We start from the raw sequence: 16,458 nt of genomic DNA, 5'->3' as shown, positions 1-16,458 counted from the left end.
GGGGACGATGTCCGAGAATCCTCCGTTGCTCCCTCTCGTCTTCGACGAGCCCCGAGGCCGCAAGAAGCCGCCGCGGCACCTGGCCGACCTCGACGAGGCCGGGCGCAAGCAGCTGCTCGTCGACGCGGGCCTGCCCGGCTTCCGCGCCAAGCAGCTCTCCACCCACTACTTCACCCGCCTGGTCAACGACCCCGCGGAAATGACGGACCTGCCCGCGGCCCAGCGCGACGAGCTCGTCGCGGCGCTCCTGCCGAAGCTGATGGACCCGATCAAGGTCCAGACCGCCGACCGCGGCACCACGGTCAAGACGCTCTGGAAGCTGTTCGACGGCGCCCTCGTCGAGTCCGTTCTGATGCGCTACCGGACGCGGTCGACGGTCTGCGTCTCCAGCCAGGCCGGGTGCGGCATGGCCTGCTCGTTCTGCGCCACCGGCATGGGTGGCCTGCAGCGCAACATGTCGACCGCCGAGATCGTGGAGCAGGTCGTGGACGCCAACCGCACGTTGGCGAGCGGCTCGGTCCCCGGCGGTCCGGGCCGCGTCTCCAACGTGGTCTTCATGGGCATGGGCGAGCCGCTGGCCAACTACAAGGCCGTCGTCGGCGCCGTGCGCCGGCTGACCGACCCCACCCCTGCCGGACTCGGCATGAGCGCCCGTCACGTGACAGTCTCCACGGTCGGGCTGGTCCCGCGCATCCTGCAGCTGGCCGAGGAAGGCATCCCGTGCACGCTCGCGCTGTCGTTGCACGCCCCCGACGACGAGCTGCGCAGCGAGCTGGTGCCGGTCAACACCCGCTGGTCCGTCGCCGAGACCGTCGAGGCTGCGTGGACCTACGCGCGTACGACCAAGCGTCGGGTCTCCATCGAGTACGCGATGATGCGCGACATCAACGACCAGGCGTGGCGCGCCGACCTGCTCGGTGACGTGCTGAACTCGTACGGCGACTGGGCCTGGGCCCACGTGAACCTGATTCCGCTCAACGAGGTGCCCGGCTCCAAGTACACCCGCTCGCGCGACGAGGACACCGACGAGTTCGTCCGACGGCTCGAGGCCAAGGGCATCAGCACCACCGTGCGCGACACCCGTGGCGACGAGATCGACGCCGCGTGCGGGCAGCTCGCCGCTGCCCCCTGACCCTCCGCAGCTGCTGCGTACGTCAGTGCTGCGTACGTCCTCAGGCGTCGGGTGCCACCCGTGAGTCGCGGGAGCCTCGAGCACCGATGACCTCGGCCGCCTCCTCCACGGTGTCGACCAGGTGCACGTGGTCCTCCATGGGGCGCCCGCGGGCCAACGTCCGCAACAGTGGCCACGCCGGCACGGTGTCGGTCCAGTGCTCCCGCCCCACCAGCACCATCGGTGCGATCGCCGACTCGTCCGCGTAGTAGTTCTCGCACGCGTCCTGGAAGACCTCCTGCAGCGTGCCGGCGGCGCCCGGCAGGAAGACGATGCCGCGGTCGCAGACCTCGAGCAGGATCGCCTCGCGGGTGGCGTTGCGGAAGTACTTCGCGATCCGGGTCGCGAACGGGTTCGGCGGCTCGTGCCCGTAGTGCCACGTCGGGATGCCGAGGGTCTCGGCCCCGTGGGGGTGGGCGTCGAGCACCTCGAAGGCGGCCCGGACCCAGGCGCCGACGTCGGGCACGAAGGAGGGCGCTGCCGCCAGCACGCCCAGGGCGGCGTCGAGTGCCTCCTGCGGCTCGCGCGAGAGGTAGGCCCCGAGGTTGGCCGCCTCCATCGCTCCCGGCCCTCCGCCGGTCGTCACCACCTGGTCAACCCCCAGCGCCCGCCCCAGCCGTGCGGCGAAGGCGTACTCCGACTGGCCGCGGCGCAGCGCGTGACCACCCATCACGCCCACCAGGTGGCGCCCCTCGATCCAGCCCGTCAGGGCCACGTCGACGGCGTGGTCGTGGAGGGCTGCAGCCAGGTCGGGGTCCACGCCCGCCCCGGCCCATGCGTAGGCGCGGGCGTCGAGCGAGGTCTGGTAGTCGGCGGTGTCGTAGAGCTCCTGAGGGGTGTAGAGCCGGCTGCGGTAGACCTCCACCGGGACGTCGGGCAGCGTGGGGAAGACGATGGCTCCCCGCGCCCGCAGCCGGTCCTCCAGCCCCGGGTCGAGTCGGCACCCGAGGAAGAGGGCGCCCGTGACGTCGGCCGTCTCCAGCTGGGCTCGGCGTCCGGTCAGGTCGACTCCGCGCAGGCGCCAGCCGGCCATGGTGCAGGTGCCTCGAGCCAGTCGCCGATCGAACTCCTCGACGGAGTCGACGTCGACCGTGCGTCCTCGTGTGTGCCTCACCCGGTCGAACCTAGCCCCCTGCGCCAGCACGGTGCCGTAGGGCGCACGAGGACCGCGTGACGGGAGTAGCGTCGGGGCATGCACATCCCGGTCGCCCAGAGCCGTCGTCCGGCCCCGAACCGCGTGGCGGGCCTGCTGGTCGTCGCGCTGGCAGTCTCGTCAGCGGCGCTCGGCGCGGGTGCTGCCGCCCGGGCGTCGTCGGACGCCTCCAGTGCGCCGGTCACGCCCCGGGCGTCGGTCATGGGCAGTGCGCCGGTCATGGGCAGCGCCGGGGTGGGGGACAGCTACTTCCCGCTCGACGGCAACGGGGGCTACGACGTACGCCGCTACGACGTGCGGGTGCGCTACGACTTCGACCGGCGCCGTCTCGTGGGGCACACCGTGCTCACCCTGGTGCCCGAGGTGGCCCTGCGCCGCTTCAACCTCGACCTGCTCCTGCCGGCGAGCTCCGTGCGGGTCGACGGGCAGAAGGCGGCGCACCGCTCACGGGCCGGGCACGAACTCGTGGTGACGCCACGTCGGCCGTTGAGGGCGGGCAGGGCGGTGCGGGTGGCGGTGCGGTACGCCGGGTTCCCCGAGCGCCACGCCTACGTCGGCGAGCGCAACTGGCTGGCCAGCGAGGGCGAGGTCGTGACCATGAACCAGCCGCACATGGCCCCGTGGTGGTTCCCCGCCAACGACCACCCCAGCGACCGGGCCAGGTTCCGGATCGCGGTGACGGTGCCGCGAGGGATGACGGTCGTGTCCAACGGCCGGTTGCTGGAGCGCCGTGCGCGCGGCGGTCAGGTGACGTGGCGCTGGGGCGCCCGGGACGCGATGGTGCCCTACCTCGCCTACTTCGCCGCGGGGCGCTTCCACGTGGAGACGGGACGCTCCCACGGCCTGCCCTGGCACAACGCCGTCTCCTCCCGGCTCGCTCCGCGGGAGCGTCGACTCTCCCTGCGGATGCTGCGGCGCAGCGCCGCGGTGGTCGCCCGGCTCGAGCGAGACCTGGGGCCCTATCCCTTCGAGACGACCGGCGGCGTGGTCACCTCCCTGCCCGCCGGCTTCGCGTTGGAGAACCAGACCCGCCCGGTCTACTGGCCACTCGGTCCTCGCAGCACCTGGCTGCTGGTGCACGAGCTCGCCCACCAGTGGTTCGGCAACCACGTCTCGGTGGCGCGCTGGCGCGACATCTGGGTCAACGAAGGAGCGGCGACCTTCATGGAGCACCGCTGGGTGGAGGCCTCCGGCGGGCGCTCGGTCGCCACGTGGCTGCGCAACGAGTACGCCACCCGGCCACCGGGGGACAGGTTCTGGCGCCGCACGATCGGTGACCCCGGGGCTGACCACCTCTTCGCGTGGCCGGTCTACGAGCGGGGTGCGATGACGATGCAGGCGTTGCGTCAACGGATCGGCGAGGAGCCCTTCTGGCGACTGCTGCGCACCTGGTCGGCCCGCCACGGCGGTGGCCACGCGTCGTCGGCGCAGTTCGAGGAGCTCGCCGAGGAGGTCAGTGGCGCGGACCTCGAGGGCTTCTTCGATGCCTGGCTCCGCACACCCGCCAAGCCCGAACGCACCGTGGAGAACGGACTGGTGCTGCCGCAGGGGTGAGCGGGTCTGCCGTTCGTCGCACCGGGCTGCCGGTCGTGGAACGGGGGCTGTCGCTCGTCGGCAGCACCCGGCACGATGACGTCATGGACTACCGCGCGGCGTACGAGAAGTCGATCACCTCCCCCGAGGAGTTCTGGGGCGACCAGGCCTCCCTCGTGGACTGGATCCGCAAGCCCCGGCAGGTGCTGGACAGCAGCCGGGCTCCGCACCACCGCTGGTTTCCCGACGCGACCCTCAACACCTGCTACAACGCCCTCGACCGTCACGTGGTCAACGGCGCGGCGGACAGGGTGGCCCTGATCCACGACTCGCCGGTCACCGGCACGAAGCGCCGCATCACCTACGCCGAGCTGCTCGCCGACGTGGCGGCCTTCGCCGGCGCCCTGCAGCAGCTGGGTGTCGAGAAGGGCGACCGGGTGGTCATCTACATGCCGATGATCCCCGAGGCCGTGGTGGCGATGCTGGCCTGCGCACGGTTGGGCGCCGTGCACTCGGTGGTCTTCGGCGGGTTCGCCGCCCACGAGCTCGCCGTGCGCATCGACGACGCGACCCCCAAGGTCGTGGTGAGCGCCAGCTGCGGCATTGAGCCCAGCCGGACCATCGCCTACAAGCCGCTCCTGGACCGCGCCCTGGAGCTCGCCACCCACGCGCCCGAGGCCGTCATCGTCAAGCAGCGTCCCGAGGTCACCGCCGACCTCCAGGACGGCCGAGACCTCGACTGGGAGGTCGCGATGCGCGCCGGACGCACCCAGCCCGCCGGCTGCGTCGAGGTCGCCGCCACCGATCCGCTCTACGTCCTCTACACCTCCGGCACGACCGGCAGGCCGAAGGGCATCGTCCGTGACAACGGCGGCCACGCCGTGGCGATGGCGTGGTCGTTCCGCCACGTCTACGACTGCGGTCCGGGTGACGTGTGGTGGGCCGCCTCCGACGTGGGCTGGGTCGTGGGCCACTCCTACATCGTCTACGCCCCGCTCATCAGTGGAGCCACCACCATCCTCTACGAGGGCAAGCCCGTCGGTACGCCCGACGCCGGCGCCTTCTGGCGCGTCGTCGAGGAGTACGAGGTGAAGGCGCTCTTCACCGCACCCACCGCGATCCGGGCGATCAAGAAGGAGGACTCGGCCGGCGAGTTCCTCTCGCGTCACGACCTCTCCAGCCTGCAGACGCTCTTCCTGGCCGGGGAGCGGCTCGACCCGGACACCTGGCAGTGGGCGGGGGAGCGCCTCGGGGTGCCCGTGGTCGACAACTGGTGGCAGACCGAGACCGGGTGGCCGATCGCAGCCAACCTGCGCGGCCTCGAGCCGATGGAGATCAAGCCCGGGTCGCCGTCGGTGCCCGTGCCCGGCTACGACGTACGCGTGCTCGACGGCGCCGGGCAGGAGGTGCCCCCGGGCACCGAGGGCGCCATCTGCCTGCGACTTCCGCTGCCGCCGGGCACCCTGACCACCGTGTGGGGCGACGAGGAACGGTTCATCTCCTCCTACCTCTCGGCCTTCGACGGTCACTACCTCTCCGGCGACGGCGGCTACGTCGACGACGACGGCTACCTCTTCGTGATGGGCCGCACCGACGACGTCATCAACGTCGCCGGCCACCGCCTCTCCACCGGGTCGATGGAGGAGGTGATCTCCCGCCACCCGGCCGTGGCGGAGTGCGCCGTGATCGGCGTGGCGGACACCCTGAAGGGCCAGCTGCCGCGCGGGTTCGTCGTGCTCAAGACGGGGGTCGAGGCAGATCCCGACGAGATCCGCGAAGAGCTCGTCGCCATGGTGCGTGGAGAGATCGGTGCGGTCGCCGCCTTCAAGGAGGTCGTCGTCGTCGGTGGCCTGCCCAAGACCCGCAGCGGCAAGATCCTGCGACGCACGATGCGGGAGATCGCCGACGGCAAGGACACGCCCGTGCCGAGCACCATCGAGGACCCGAGCGTCCTGGACACGCTGCGCCCGGCCCTGCGCCAGGAGTGACTGCGCCAGGAAGTACTGGGCCAGGAAGTAATGGGCCAAGAGTGACTGGCCCGGGCTGAGGCGTTCTGGTCAGAGGCGGGCCAGCGCCTGCTCGAGGTCGGCGAGCAGGTCACGGGAGTCCTCGAGACCGATCGAGAAGCGCACGGTCCCGTCGGTGATGCCGGCGGCGGCCCGGCCCTCGGCGCCGATCCTGCGGTGGGTGGTGGTCGCCGGGTGGGTCACCAGTGACTTGGCGTCGCCGAGGTTGTTGGAGATGTCGAAGACCTCCAGGGCGTCCATGAACCGGAACGCCTCCTCCTGGCCACCGTCGAGCTTGACGGCCACGACGGTGCCGCCGCCACCGGTGAGCTGCTGGGCGACCAGCTCCCGCTGCGGGAACGAGTCGAGGGTGGGATAGATCGTGGTCGCGACCTTCGGGTGGCTCTCCAGGAAGCGCGCGACGGTCTCGGCGTTCTCGGCCATCCGGCGCACGCGCAGGTCGAGGGTCTCCAGGCCCTTGAGCAGGACCCAGGCGTTGAACGGCGAGAGCGACGGGCCGAGGTTGCGCAGCAGGGTCACGATCTGGGCCACGTAGTCCTTCGTGCCGAGCACAGCGCCGCCGAGCACCCGGCCCTGGCCGTCGATGTGCTTGGTGGCGGAGTAGACGACCACGTCGGCGCCCTGCTCGAGCGGCTTGGAGAAGACCGGGGTGGCGAAGACGTTGTCGACGACGACCGTCGCCCCCGCGGCGTGGGCCAGGGCGGACACCTCCTCGATGTCCACCATCGCGAGCAGCGGGTTGGACGGGGTCTCGAAGAGCACTGCCTTCGTCGGCACCGAGAGCGCCTCGGCCCAGGCGTCGAGGTCCGTCGGGTCGACCAGGACGGTCTCCACGCCCCACTTCGGGAAGAACTCGTTGACCACGTAGATGATGGCGCCGAACATCGACCGGGAGGCGACCACGCGGTCACCGGACTCCAGCAGCACCGCCAGCGACGCGAAGACGGCCGACATGCCCGACGCCGTGGCGGCGCAGGCCTGGGCACCCTCGAGCGCGGCCAGGCGCTCCTCGAACATGCGCACGGTGGGGTTGGTGTAGCGCGAGTAGACGTCGTGGTCGAGCTCGCCGGCGAAGGTGTCGGCGGCGGCCTGCGCGCTGGGGAAGACGTAGCCGCTGGTGAGGTAGAGCGCCTCGGAGGTCTCGTCGAACTGGCTGCGGGTCAGCCCGGCGCGCACGGCCCGGGTGGCCGTGTGCCAGTCCGGCTGGGCGGAGTCGTCGTTCATGCTCCGAGGTTGCCACACCTGCAGCCAGGCGCTGGGTCGTGGTGCGCCACGTGAGAGGTGTGCCACCCCGGCACCGGCCCGCACCGGGTCTGGGAGACTGCGGGGGTGAAGCGACGCGACGTGGTCATCCTCGGCAGCACCGGATCCATCGGCACCCAGGCCCTCGACCTCGTGCGGGCCAACCCCGACCGTTTCCGGGTCGTCGGGCTGACGGCCGGGGGCAGCAACCCTGAGCTCTTCGAGGCACAGGTGGCCGAGTTCGCTCCGGCGCGGCGAGGGCTCGGCGAGGAGGCGTCCGTCGAGGCTGCCGGGATGGGTGCAGACGTGGTGCTCAACGGGATCACCGGCGCCGTCGGCCTGCGCCCCACGATGGCGGCGTTGGAGGCCGGCACCACCCTGGCCCTGGCCAACAAGGAGTCGCTCATCATGGGTGGCGAGGTGGTCACCCGGGCCGCCGGACCGGACCAGATCGTGCCGGTGGACTCCGAGCACTCCGCGTTGGCCCAGTGCCTGCGTGCGGGCACGGAGCGGGAGGTGCGCAAGCTCGTGCTGACCGCGTCCGGCGGGCCGTTCCGCGGGCGTACGCGTGACGAGCTGGCGCAGGTGACGCCCGCCGAGGCGTTGGACCACCCCACCTGGGCGATGGGCCCGGTCATCACGATCAACTCCGCGACGCTGGTCAACAAGGGGCTGGAGGTCATCGAGGCGCACCTGCTCTTCGGTGTGCCCTTCGACCGGATCGAGGTCGTCGTGCACCCCACCAGCGTGGTGCACTCGATGGTGGAGTTCGTCGACGGGTCGACCCTGGCCCAGGCGAGCCCGCCCACCATGCACATCCCGATCGCCCTGGGCATGGCGTGGCCCGACCGGGTGCCCGACGCGGCTCCCGCGGTCGACTGGACGACGGCCCAGACCTGGCAGTTCTTCCCGCTCGACGACGAGGCGTTCCCCGCGGTGTCGTTGGCGCGCACGGCGGGGGAGCGGGGGCGTACGGCTCCTGCCGTCTACAACGCGGCCAACGAGGTCTGCGTGCAGGCGTTCCGCGACGGCCGGCTCGGATTCGTCGACATCGTCGACGTCGTGGCTGCGGTGGTGACCGCCCACGACGTAGGCTCGGACTCGCAGCCGCTCCAGGTGGACGACGTGCTGGCTGCCGACGCATGGGCCCGGGCCGAGGCCGAGCGACGCGTCGCCGAGACGTCGTCCGACCGTCCGCGTACGCACCCGGGGAGCGACCAGCCGTGACCGTCCTGCTCTACACCCTGGGCGTGGTGATCTTCGCCCTCGCCCTGGTGATCTCCATCGCCCTGCACGAGGTCGGCCACATGGCCTTCGCCAAGAAGTTCGGCGGCAAGGTCACCCAGTACTTCGTCGGCTTCGGGCCCACGGTCTGGAGCACGCAGGTCGGCGAGACGGAGTACGGCCTCAAGGCGATCCCGCTCGGCGGGTTCGTCAAGATCGTGGGGATGCTCCCGCCCGGCGCCGACGACCTGGCCAAGCCCGCCGGCGTCGACGAGCACGGCCAGCCGGTGCACCGGATCCGCCGCTCCAACACCGGCATGTTCACCCAGCTGGTCTCCGACGCGCGGGCAGCGGAGTGGGAGCTGATCTCTCCCGAGGACGAGCCGCGCCTCTTCTACCGGATGGCCTGGTGGAAGAAGGTCACCGTCATGGCGGCCGGGCCGGCGGTCAACATCGCCATTGCGTTCGCCATCTTCCTCCCGCTCTTCGCCACCTACGGCAACACGGCCGACGTACGCATCGACCCCGTCGTCGCCGACGTGTCGGCCTGCGTGGTGCCGGCGAGCGAGAACGCCCGGGTCTGCACGCCCGACGACCCGATCGCGCCGGCCCGCGCAGCCGGCATCGAGGTCGGCGACGAGATCCTCAGCTTCAACGGGGCCCCGGCCGACGACTGGGAGGCACTGCAGCGCGTCATCCGCGACAACTCCGACGGCCGCGCCGAGATCGTCGTGCGACGCGACGGCGAGGAGCTGACCCTCACCACCAACACCACCGTCACCGCCCGGCCCACCGGGGAGGGTGCGGAGGTGGAGCAGGTCGGGTTCCTGGGTGTCACCCCGACGGCCAGCCCCCAGACCGGGGGACTGCTCTACACCGTCGAGGAGATGGGGGCGATGACCGTGCGCACCGCGGAGGCGCTGGTCGACCTGCCCGTCAAGGTCTGGGGGGTCGCCAAGGCGATCGTCGGCCTCGAGGAGCGCGACCCCATGGGACCGGTGTCGATCGTCGGCGGCGGTCGCCTGGCGGGGGAGACCGTCTCGCACGAGGTCATCGACTGGGCGGACAAGGGCGCCTTCCTGCTGATGCTCATCGCCGGCTTCAACTTCTTCATCGGCGTGTTCAACTTCGTCCCCCTCCTGCCGCTCGACGGCGGGCACATCGCCGGTGCGCTCTACGAGGCCGTGCGTCGTGGGTGGGCGAAGCTCTTCCGGCGCCCCGACCCGGGATACTTCGACGTCGCCAAGCTGCTGCCGGTGGCCTACGTCGTGGGTGTCTCGCTGCTGGTCATGGGCGTGGTGCTGATCGTGGGCGACTTCGTCGTTCCCGTCCGCCTCGCGGGCTGACGGCACAGCGCCTCGCGGGGCGGCTTGGTCCGACGCGGTCCCGCTCCCGGGTGAGCAGTAGCCTGTCGGCATGACTTCCATCGGTCTGGGCATGCCCGCCCTTCCCCCTCCGGTCCTTGCTCCGCGTCGACAGACCAGGCAGATCCGGGTGGGCTCGGTCGGGGTCGGCAGCGACCACCCCGTCTCGGTGCAGTCGATGACCACGACGCTCACCTCCGACGTCAACTCGACGCTGCAGCAGATCGCCGAGCTGACCGCGGCCGGCTGCGACATCGTCCGCGTGGCCTGTCCCAGCGCCGACGACGCCGAGGCGTTGCCCGCGATCGCGAAGAAGTCGCAGATCCCGGTGATCGCCGACATCCACTTCCAGCCGAAGTACGTCTTCGCCGCCATCGAGGCCGGGTGTGCCGCCGTGCGTGTCAACCCGGGCAACATCAAGAAGTTCGACGACCAGGTCAAGGAGATCGCGCGTGCGGCCTCCGACCACGGCACCTCGATCCGCATCGGCGTCAACGCGGGGTCCCTGGACAAGCGCCTCCTGGAGAAGTACGGCAAGGCCACTCCCGAGGCGCTCGTGGAGTCGGCGGTGTGGGAGGCCAGCCTCTTCGAGGAGCACGGCTTCCGCGACTTCAAGATCTCGGTGAAGCACAACGACCCCGTCGTGATGGTGCGGGCCTACGAGCTGCTGGCCGAGGCCGGCGACTGGCCGTTGCACCTCGGGGTCACCGAGGCCGGACCGGCCTTCCAGGGCACGATCAAGTCCGCCACCGCGTTCGGGGCGCTGCTCAGCCGCGGCATCGGCGACACGATCCGGGTCTCGCTCTCCGCCCCGCCGGTGGAGGAGGTCAAGGTGGGCCTGCAGATCCTGCAGTCGCTCAACCTGCGCGAGCGCAAGCTCGAGATCGTCTCCTGCCCCTCGTGCGGCCGCGCCCAGGTCGACGTCTACACGCTGGCCGAGCAGGTGACCGCCGGGCTCGACGGACTCGAGGTGCCCCTGCGGGTGGCCGTCATGGGGTGCGTCGTCAACGGACCCGGCGAGGCCCGTGAGGCTGACCTGGGCGTCGCCTCCGGCAACGGCAAGGGGCAGATCTTCGTCAAGGGCGAGGTGATCAAGACGGTGCCCGAGTCGAAGATCGTCGAGACCCTGATCGAGGAGGCCCTGCGCATCGCCGAGGGCATGGAGCCCGTCGAGGGCGCGGCGGCGGAGGTCCAGGTCTCCTGAGGTCAGCCGTGGACGACGACGGCATCCGGGTCCTCGGTCGCGGTGACCTGGCGGACTTCCTCGCGCTGACCGCTCAGGATCGCGTCGTCAACGTCTTCGCCGAGCACCGTGCCCGCGCGACCGCCCTCGACCCCCGCTGGCTCGGGGGTGAGGTCTGGGGGCGGTTCGAGGGCGACGTCCTCGTGGCGGCCTGCCATGTGGCCGCCAACCTGGTCCCGGTCGGCTGCGACCCCGACGACGTCCGGCGGTTCGCGCGCCACGCCCTGCGCCACGGACGTCGTGCGAGCACGGTGGTGGGGGAGCACGACCTCGTCGCCGCCTTCTGCGACGAGCTCGACGGCGCCTGGGGGCCGGCTCGTGACGAGCGCTGGTCGCAACCCCACCTGGAGTACGTGGGCCCACCCCGGGTGGCGCCCGACCCGCTCGTGCGACACAGCCGCGCTGACGACGTCGAGGCGCTCCATCCCGCGTGCGTGGCGATGTACACCGAGGAGGTCGGTGTCTCCCCGGAGGCGGGCGGGGGAGCCGAGGCCTACCTGGCCCGGGTGCGCCAGCTGGTCTCCCGAGGATGGTCGTGGGCCCGCTACGACGCCGACGGCCAGGTGGAGTTCAAGGCGGAGGTGGCGTGCGCCTCGCCGTGGGCCGCCCAGGTCCAGGGCGTCTGGGTCCGGCCGGACCTGCGCGGTCAGGGGCTGGCCGTGGCGGGGATGGCTGCGGTCGCCGAGTCCGTGCGGCGCGAGGTCGCGCCGGTCGTCTCGCTCTACGTCAATGAGTGGAACGCACCCGCGCGGGCGGCCTACGAGAAGGTCGGCTTCGTGGAGACGGCGCGCTTCGCCACCGTCATGTGGTGAGGCGGGCAGGGGCCGTCGTCCGCGGTGCACGTCCCCGCGGGAGGCGCCAGTAGCCTGCTCCCATGATCATGCGGATGTCCCAGCTCTTCGTACGCACCCTCCGTGACGACCCGGCCGACGCCGAGGTCCCGAGCCACCGGCTGCTGGTGCGTGCCGGCTACGTGCGGCGCGCCGCCCCGGGTGTCTACTCCTGGCTGCCGCTGGGGCTGAAGGTCCTGCGCAAGGTCGAGAACGTCGTCCGCGAGGAGATGGACGCCATCGGTGCCCAGGAGCTCCTCTTCCCGGCCCTGCTGCCCAGGGAGCCCTACGAGGCGACCAACCGCTGGACCGAGTACGGCGACAACCTGTTCCGGCTCAAGGACCGCAAGGGCGGCGACTACCTGCTCGGCCCGACCCACGAGGAGATGTTCACCCTCGTCGTGAAGGACCTGTACTCCTCCTACAAGGACCTTCCGCTGTCGATCTACCAGATCCAGACCAAGTACCGCGACGAGGCGCGTCCGCGCGCCGGCATCCTGCGTGGTCGTGAGTTCGTCATGAAGGACTCCTACTCCTTCGACGTCGACCAGGCCGGCCTGCAGGCCAGCTACGACGCGCACCGCGCCGCGTACGTACGCATCTTCGACCGTCTCGGCTTCGACTACGTGGTCGTCAAGGCGACCTCCGGCGCCATGGGCGGCTCTGCCTCCGAGGAGTTCCTGGCCACCGCCGAGGTCGGCGAGGACACCTACGTGCGCTGCACGCGCTGCGACTACGCGGCCAACGTCGAGGCGGTGACCACGCGCGCGCCGGAGGCGCTGGCGATCGACGGACTGCCCGCCGCGCACGCCGAGGAGACCCCCAGCACCCCGACCATCGAGACCCTCGTCGACCACCTCAACGAGAAGTTCGCCCGCGACGACCGTGCGTGGACCGCGGCCGACACGCTGAAGAACGTGCTCGTCGTGCTGCGCCACCCGGACGGCACCTCCGAGCCGCTGGCCATCGGCCTGCCCGGCGACCGCGAGGTCGACGTCAAGCGCCTCGAGGGACAGCTGGAGCCGATCGAGGTCGAGCCGATGGACGACGACGAGCTGAAGAGGCACCCGGCGCTGGTCAAGGGCTACATCGGCCCCGAGGTGCTCGGTGCCGAGTCTGCGTCCGGCATCCGCTACCTGGTCGACCCACGCGTGGTCGCGGGCACCCGCTGGGTCACCGGCGCCAACGTCGCCGGCCAGCACGTCATCGACCTCGTGGCCGCTCGGGACTTCACGCCCGACGGCACCATCGAGGCCGCCGAGGTGCGCGACGGCGACGCCTGCCCCGACTGCACCGAGGGCACCCTGGAGTCCGCTCGCGGCATCGAGATGGGCCACGTCTTCCAGCTCGGCACGAAGTACGCCGAGGCGCTGGGGCTCCAGGTGCTCGACGAGAACGGCAAGCTCGTCACGGTCACGATGGGTTCCTACGGTGTGGGGGTCTCCCGCGCGGTCGGTGCGATCGCCGAGAACACGCTCGACGAGATCGGTCTCTGCTGGCCGCGCGAGGTCGCGCCGGCCCAGGTCCACGTCGTCGCTGCGGGCAAGGACGCCGCGGTCTTCGCGGAGGCGGAACGCATCGCGGGTGAGCTCGACGCCGCAGGCGTGGAGGTCATCTACGACGACCGCGCCGGCAAGATCAGCCCCGGGGTGAAGTTCAAGGACGCCGAGCTGATCGGCGTGCCCACGATCCTCACGGTCGGTCGCGGTGTGGCGGACGGTGTGGTGGAGGTCAAGGACCGTGCGAGCGGCGAGCGTACCGAGGTCGCCCTGGCCGACGCCGTCGCTCACCTGGTGGCGCTGGTCCGCTCCTGAGTGGGCTACGCGACCGAAGGTTACCCACTGGTCGTCTTGCGCCTTTTCGCAGTGCAAGAACATGCAGTCTGAATTGTGTGGTTCCTGTGTTCCGCATGCTGCACACTCTTGTCAGTGGCAAGAATCCTCGACCCAGGTTCTGACCACAGGGGTTGTTGCTGACCAACCCCGTGCGACCCGGTGGCCCACTCGTTGGGGGAGATCTCGGGACTCCCTCACCGAGCAGTGGCCCCGGGTCGCTCCCCATTTGGGGCGTCGCTGCCCCTGTCGGCGGTCGCTGGCCTGGACGGGAGTCGCTCAGGAACGCGAGGCGTCGAGCAGCTCGGGGGCGCCCGGAAAGGGCGTGGGAGGTGCGCCCCACGCGACCTGCGCCCGGCCTGCGGCGACCAGCGCTTCCATGGCGGTGGCGCGCAGCTCGCCCGTCGTGGAGGCGACGAGCAGCGCGTACGTCTGCGCGCACCGCTCCTCCAGGTCGACGACCGCCGTCCGCACGGAGGTGGCGTCCGAGCCCGTCGGCAGCGAGTAGGCCGCCTCGGCCGGGGTGGGGGTCGCGCCGACCGAGCGCAGCGCCTCGACCAGACGGTCGCGCAGCGTGCGGTGGCGCACGTGCCCTGCGCGCAGCAGCAGGTGCTGCGCCGGATCGGTCCGTGCCGACACGACGCCCCCGAGGTGGCCCAGGAGGTGCACTGCAGCGTGCTCGGCCGCCAGCGCCTCCTGGAGGGCGGGGACGCTTGACTCGAGGGTGGGTGCGTCGGTCGTCACGGCCGGGCCTCGGTGGCTGCGAGATGCATCTGGACGCCGGCCGACATGGAGGCCAGCAGACGGGCCAGGGCGCCCGACTCGGCCGTGGCCGCCGCCGCGGCCAGGGTGGCCGCGTGCGCCCGCTCGCGGGAGAGCAGCTGGCGCAGGGCGCGCCCGGGAGACGTCGGGACCCCTGGGGGGCTCACGCTCGGCGCCGGTGTGGCGCTCGGGGTCTCGCCGGGGGAGTCGACGCGCAGCACCTGCAGGTGGCTGCGGTGGCACTCGGCCCACGCCTCGGTCGTGCCACCGAGCGCGGGATGCGCAGCGGCGACGGCCAGGGTCAGGGCCAGGAGCTCCTCGGAGTCGGCGACCGCACCGCTCACCAGGTCGTCGTCCGGGTGGTCCGCCGAGGTCCCCGGTGGTGCGTCGGAGGACGTGGTGCCGGAGGGTCCCGGCAGGTCGCAGCCGGTCAACCCGCCGGCCAGCACCGCCACTCCTGCGCCCGCCAGCACGGCGCGGCGTGAGGCGCGGAGGGGCGAGGGCATGGCGAGAGCCTAGGGCGTCGGGCCGGACGTGGAAGCCGAGGGGCTGGACGGCTAAGGTGGCCTGCGACAACAGAACAGGAGGTCCACCCGTGAGCAGTGCCAAGACAGACGCCACCAGGGCCCGGGTCGAGGAGGCCCTCCTCGGTCCGCTCGGTGAGCTCGGACTGGACGTGGAGGCGGTCGAGCTCTCGGCTGCCGGCAAGCGGCGGGTCCTCCGGGTCGCGGTCGACAAGGACGGGGGTGTGACCCTCGACGACGTCGCCGAGGCCACCCGTGCCGTCGACGTGGTCCTGGAGTCGTCCGACGTGATGGGGGAGCAGCCCTACCTGCTCGAGGTGACCTCCCGGGGCGTGGACCGTCCCTTGACCCTTCCCCGGCACTGGCGCCGCAACGCCGGCCGGTTGGTGCGGATCACCCTCGTCGAGGGTGGCGAGGTGAGCGGCCGCATCGGCGACAGCGACGAGACCTCGGCGACCGTGGAGGTCGACGGGGCCGACCACACCGTGGTCTACGCCGACGTCGTCAAGGCGCTGGTGCAGGTCGAGTTCAACCGCAGGAGCAACGACGAGGACGGGGACGACTGATGGACATCGACCTGAGCATCCTGCGAATGCTGGAGCGCGAGAAGGAGATCTCCTTCGACGTGCTCGTCGAGGCGATCGAGCAGGCGCTGCTGACGGCCTACCACAAGACCCCCGGCTCCCAGGGCCGTGCGCGGGTCGAGGTCGACCGCAAGACCGGCCACGTGGCCGTGCTGGTGCCCGAGCTCGACGACGACGGACAGGTGATCGGGGAGTCCGACGACACACCCGACGGGTTCGGTCGCATCGCCGCCACCACGGCCAAGCAGGTCATGCTCCAGCGTCTGCGCGACGCCGAGGACGAGCTGCGCTTCGGTGAGTTCTCCGGCCGTGAGGGCGACATCGTCTCCGGCGTCATCCAGCAGGGTCGCAACCCCGACGACGTCATGGTCGACCTCGGCAAGCTCGAGGCGCTGCTGCCGGTCGGCGAGCGGGTGCCCGGGGAGGAGTACACCCACGGCACCCGGATCAAGTGCCTGGTCGTGTCGGTGCGCAAGGGCATGCGGGGCCCCCAGATCACCCTCTCGCGCACCCACCCCGGGCTGGTCAAGAAGCTCTTCGCGCTCGAGGTGCCCGAGATCGCCGACGGCACCGTCGAGATCGCTGCGATCGCCCGCGAGGCCGGCCACCGCACCAAGATCGCGGTCCACTCCACCGTGCCCGGCGTCAACCCCAAGGGAGCCTGCATCGGCCCCATGGGGTCCCGGGTCCGCAACGTGATGGCCGAGCTCCACGGAGAGAAGATCGACATCGTCGACTGGTCGGAGGACCCGGCCGAGCTGGTCGCCCACGCCCTGTCGCCGGCCCGCGTCTCCTCCGTGGAGGTGGTCGACCGCGCTGCGAAGGCCTGTCGTGTCGTCGTGCCCGACTTCCAGCTCTCCCTGGCGATCGGCAAGGAGGGGCAGAACGCCCGGCTCGCGGCGCGCCTCACCGGCTGGCGCATCGACATCCGCTCCGACGAGGAGTCTCCGCAGGGCTGACCGTCGGCAC

14 protein-coding genes are annotated in these 16,458 nt (G+C 71.4%); 10 read left to right on the top strand and 4 right to left on the bottom strand.

Annotated elements, in window-relative coordinates; translation table 11 throughout:
• The first annotated feature begins 7 nt into the window (after positions 1 to 7).
• Positions 8 to 1,132 carry a dual-specificity RNA methyltransferase RlmN gene (gene rlmN / locus IEQ44_RS01595; protein WP_193636651.1) on the top strand — a complete coding sequence of 375 codons (1,125 nt, stop codon included), beginning with the start codon at positions 8 to 10 and terminating at the stop codon, positions 1,130 to 1,132.
• Between the two features lie 40 nt (positions 1,133 to 1,172).
• On the opposite strand, the gene IEQ44_RS01590 is transcribed toward rlmN, so the two are convergent.
• The gene (locus IEQ44_RS01590; RefSeq protein WP_319804418.1) at positions 1,173 to 2,369 is read right to left on the bottom strand and encodes an LOG family protein; all 1,197 of its coding nucleotides are present in this window, start codon (positions 2,367 to 2,369) and stop codon (positions 1,173 to 1,175) included.
• Here IEQ44_RS01590 and IEQ44_RS01585 point away from each other — a divergent pair.
• Together IEQ44_RS01585 and IEQ44_RS01580 are read left to right on the top strand one after the other, a co-directional pair.
• Positions 2,364 to 3,878, top strand: a complete 1,515-nt coding sequence (locus IEQ44_RS01585) for a M1 family metallopeptidase (RefSeq protein ID WP_193636650.1) — start codon at positions 2,364 to 2,366, stop codon at positions 3,876 to 3,878. The two genes, IEQ44_RS01590 and IEQ44_RS01585, sit on opposite strands and share 6 nt — an antisense overlap.
• On the top strand, positions 3,875 to 5,845 hold the full coding sequence (locus tag IEQ44_RS01580; RefSeq protein WP_319804417.1) for a propionyl-CoA synthetase: 1,971 nt from the start codon (positions 3,875 to 3,877) through the stop codon (positions 5,843 to 5,845). Before IEQ44_RS01585 ends, IEQ44_RS01580 begins: the two co-directional genes overlap by 4 nt.
• A 69-nt stretch (positions 5,846 to 5,914) precedes the next feature.
• Here the strand turns inward: IEQ44_RS01580 and metZ are convergent, their stop codons facing one another.
• Complete coding sequence (gene metZ, locus IEQ44_RS01575) at positions 5,915 to 7,108, bottom strand: O-succinylhomoserine sulfhydrylase (protein WP_193636649.1); 1,194 nt, start codon at positions 7,106 to 7,108, stop codon at positions 5,915 to 5,917.
• A 105-nt stretch (positions 7,109 to 7,213) separates the two neighbouring features.
• Between metZ and dxr the strand changes: the two genes are divergently transcribed.
• From dxr to IEQ44_RS01550, 5 genes are all read left to right on the top strand, one after another.
• Positions 7,214 to 8,353, top strand: coding sequence for a 1-deoxy-D-xylulose-5-phosphate reductoisomerase (gene dxr, locus IEQ44_RS01570; protein ID WP_193636648.1), 1,140 nt, complete (start codon positions 7,214 to 7,216; stop codon positions 8,351 to 8,353).
• Positions 8,269 to 9,696 carry a M50 family metallopeptidase gene (locus IEQ44_RS01565; protein WP_319804416.1) on the top strand — a complete coding sequence of 476 codons (1,428 nt, stop codon included), beginning with the start codon at positions 8,269 to 8,271 and terminating at the stop codon, positions 9,694 to 9,696. Before dxr ends, IEQ44_RS01565 begins: the two co-directional genes overlap by 85 nt.
• Before the next feature lie 70 nt (positions 9,697 to 9,766).
• On the top strand, positions 9,767 to 10,918 hold the full coding sequence (gene ispG / locus IEQ44_RS01560; protein WP_193636647.1) for a flavodoxin-dependent (E)-4-hydroxy-3-methylbut-2-enyl-diphosphate synthase: 1,152 nt from the start codon (positions 9,767 to 9,769) through the stop codon (positions 10,916 to 10,918).
• Positions 10,919 to 10,926: 8 nt separating this feature from the next.
• Complete coding sequence (locus IEQ44_RS01555) at positions 10,927 to 11,769, top strand: GNAT family N-acetyltransferase (RefSeq protein WP_193636646.1); 843 nt, start codon at positions 10,927 to 10,929, stop codon at positions 11,767 to 11,769.
• 62 nt (positions 11,770 to 11,831) lie between these two features.
• Positions 11,832 to 13,601: a proline--tRNA ligase gene (locus IEQ44_RS01550; protein ID WP_193636645.1), complete on the top strand. Its 1,770-nt coding sequence runs from the start codon at positions 11,832 to 11,834 to the stop codon at positions 13,599 to 13,601.
• A 297-nt stretch (positions 13,602 to 13,898) separates the two neighbouring features.
• Here the strand turns inward: IEQ44_RS01550 and IEQ44_RS01545 are convergent, their stop codons facing one another.
• A complete protein-coding gene (locus tag IEQ44_RS01545) occupies positions 13,899 to 14,363 on the bottom strand; it encodes a ferritin-like domain-containing protein (protein WP_193636644.1) in 465 nt (154 codons plus the stop codon).
• Positions 14,360 to 14,887, bottom strand: a complete 528-nt coding sequence (locus IEQ44_RS01540) for a hypothetical protein (protein WP_193636643.1) — start codon at positions 14,885 to 14,887, stop codon at positions 14,360 to 14,362. Before IEQ44_RS01540 ends, IEQ44_RS01545 begins: the two co-directional genes overlap by 4 nt.
• Positions 14,888 to 14,976: 89 nt before the next feature.
• Between IEQ44_RS01540 and rimP the strand changes: the two genes are divergently transcribed.
• Positions 14,977 to 15,471 (top strand): ribosome maturation factor RimP, encoded by a 495-nt coding sequence (gene rimP, locus IEQ44_RS01535; RefSeq protein WP_193636642.1) that lies wholly within the window; start codon positions 14,977 to 14,979, stop codon positions 15,469 to 15,471.
• Entirely contained in the window at positions 15,471 to 16,448 is a 978-nt protein-coding gene (nusA, locus tag IEQ44_RS01530; RefSeq protein WP_193636641.1) for a transcription termination factor NusA, read from the top strand. Before rimP ends, nusA begins: the two co-directional genes overlap by 1 nt.
• Positions 16,449 to 16,458: the final 10 nt, after the last annotated feature.

The organism is Nocardioides malaquae (assembly GCF_015070385.1).
GTDB classification, from domain to species: Bacteria; Actinomycetota; Actinomycetes; order Propionibacteriales; family Nocardioidaceae; genus Nocardioides; species Nocardioides malaquae.
This window is presented reverse-complemented; position numbering and strand designations above follow the sequence as displayed.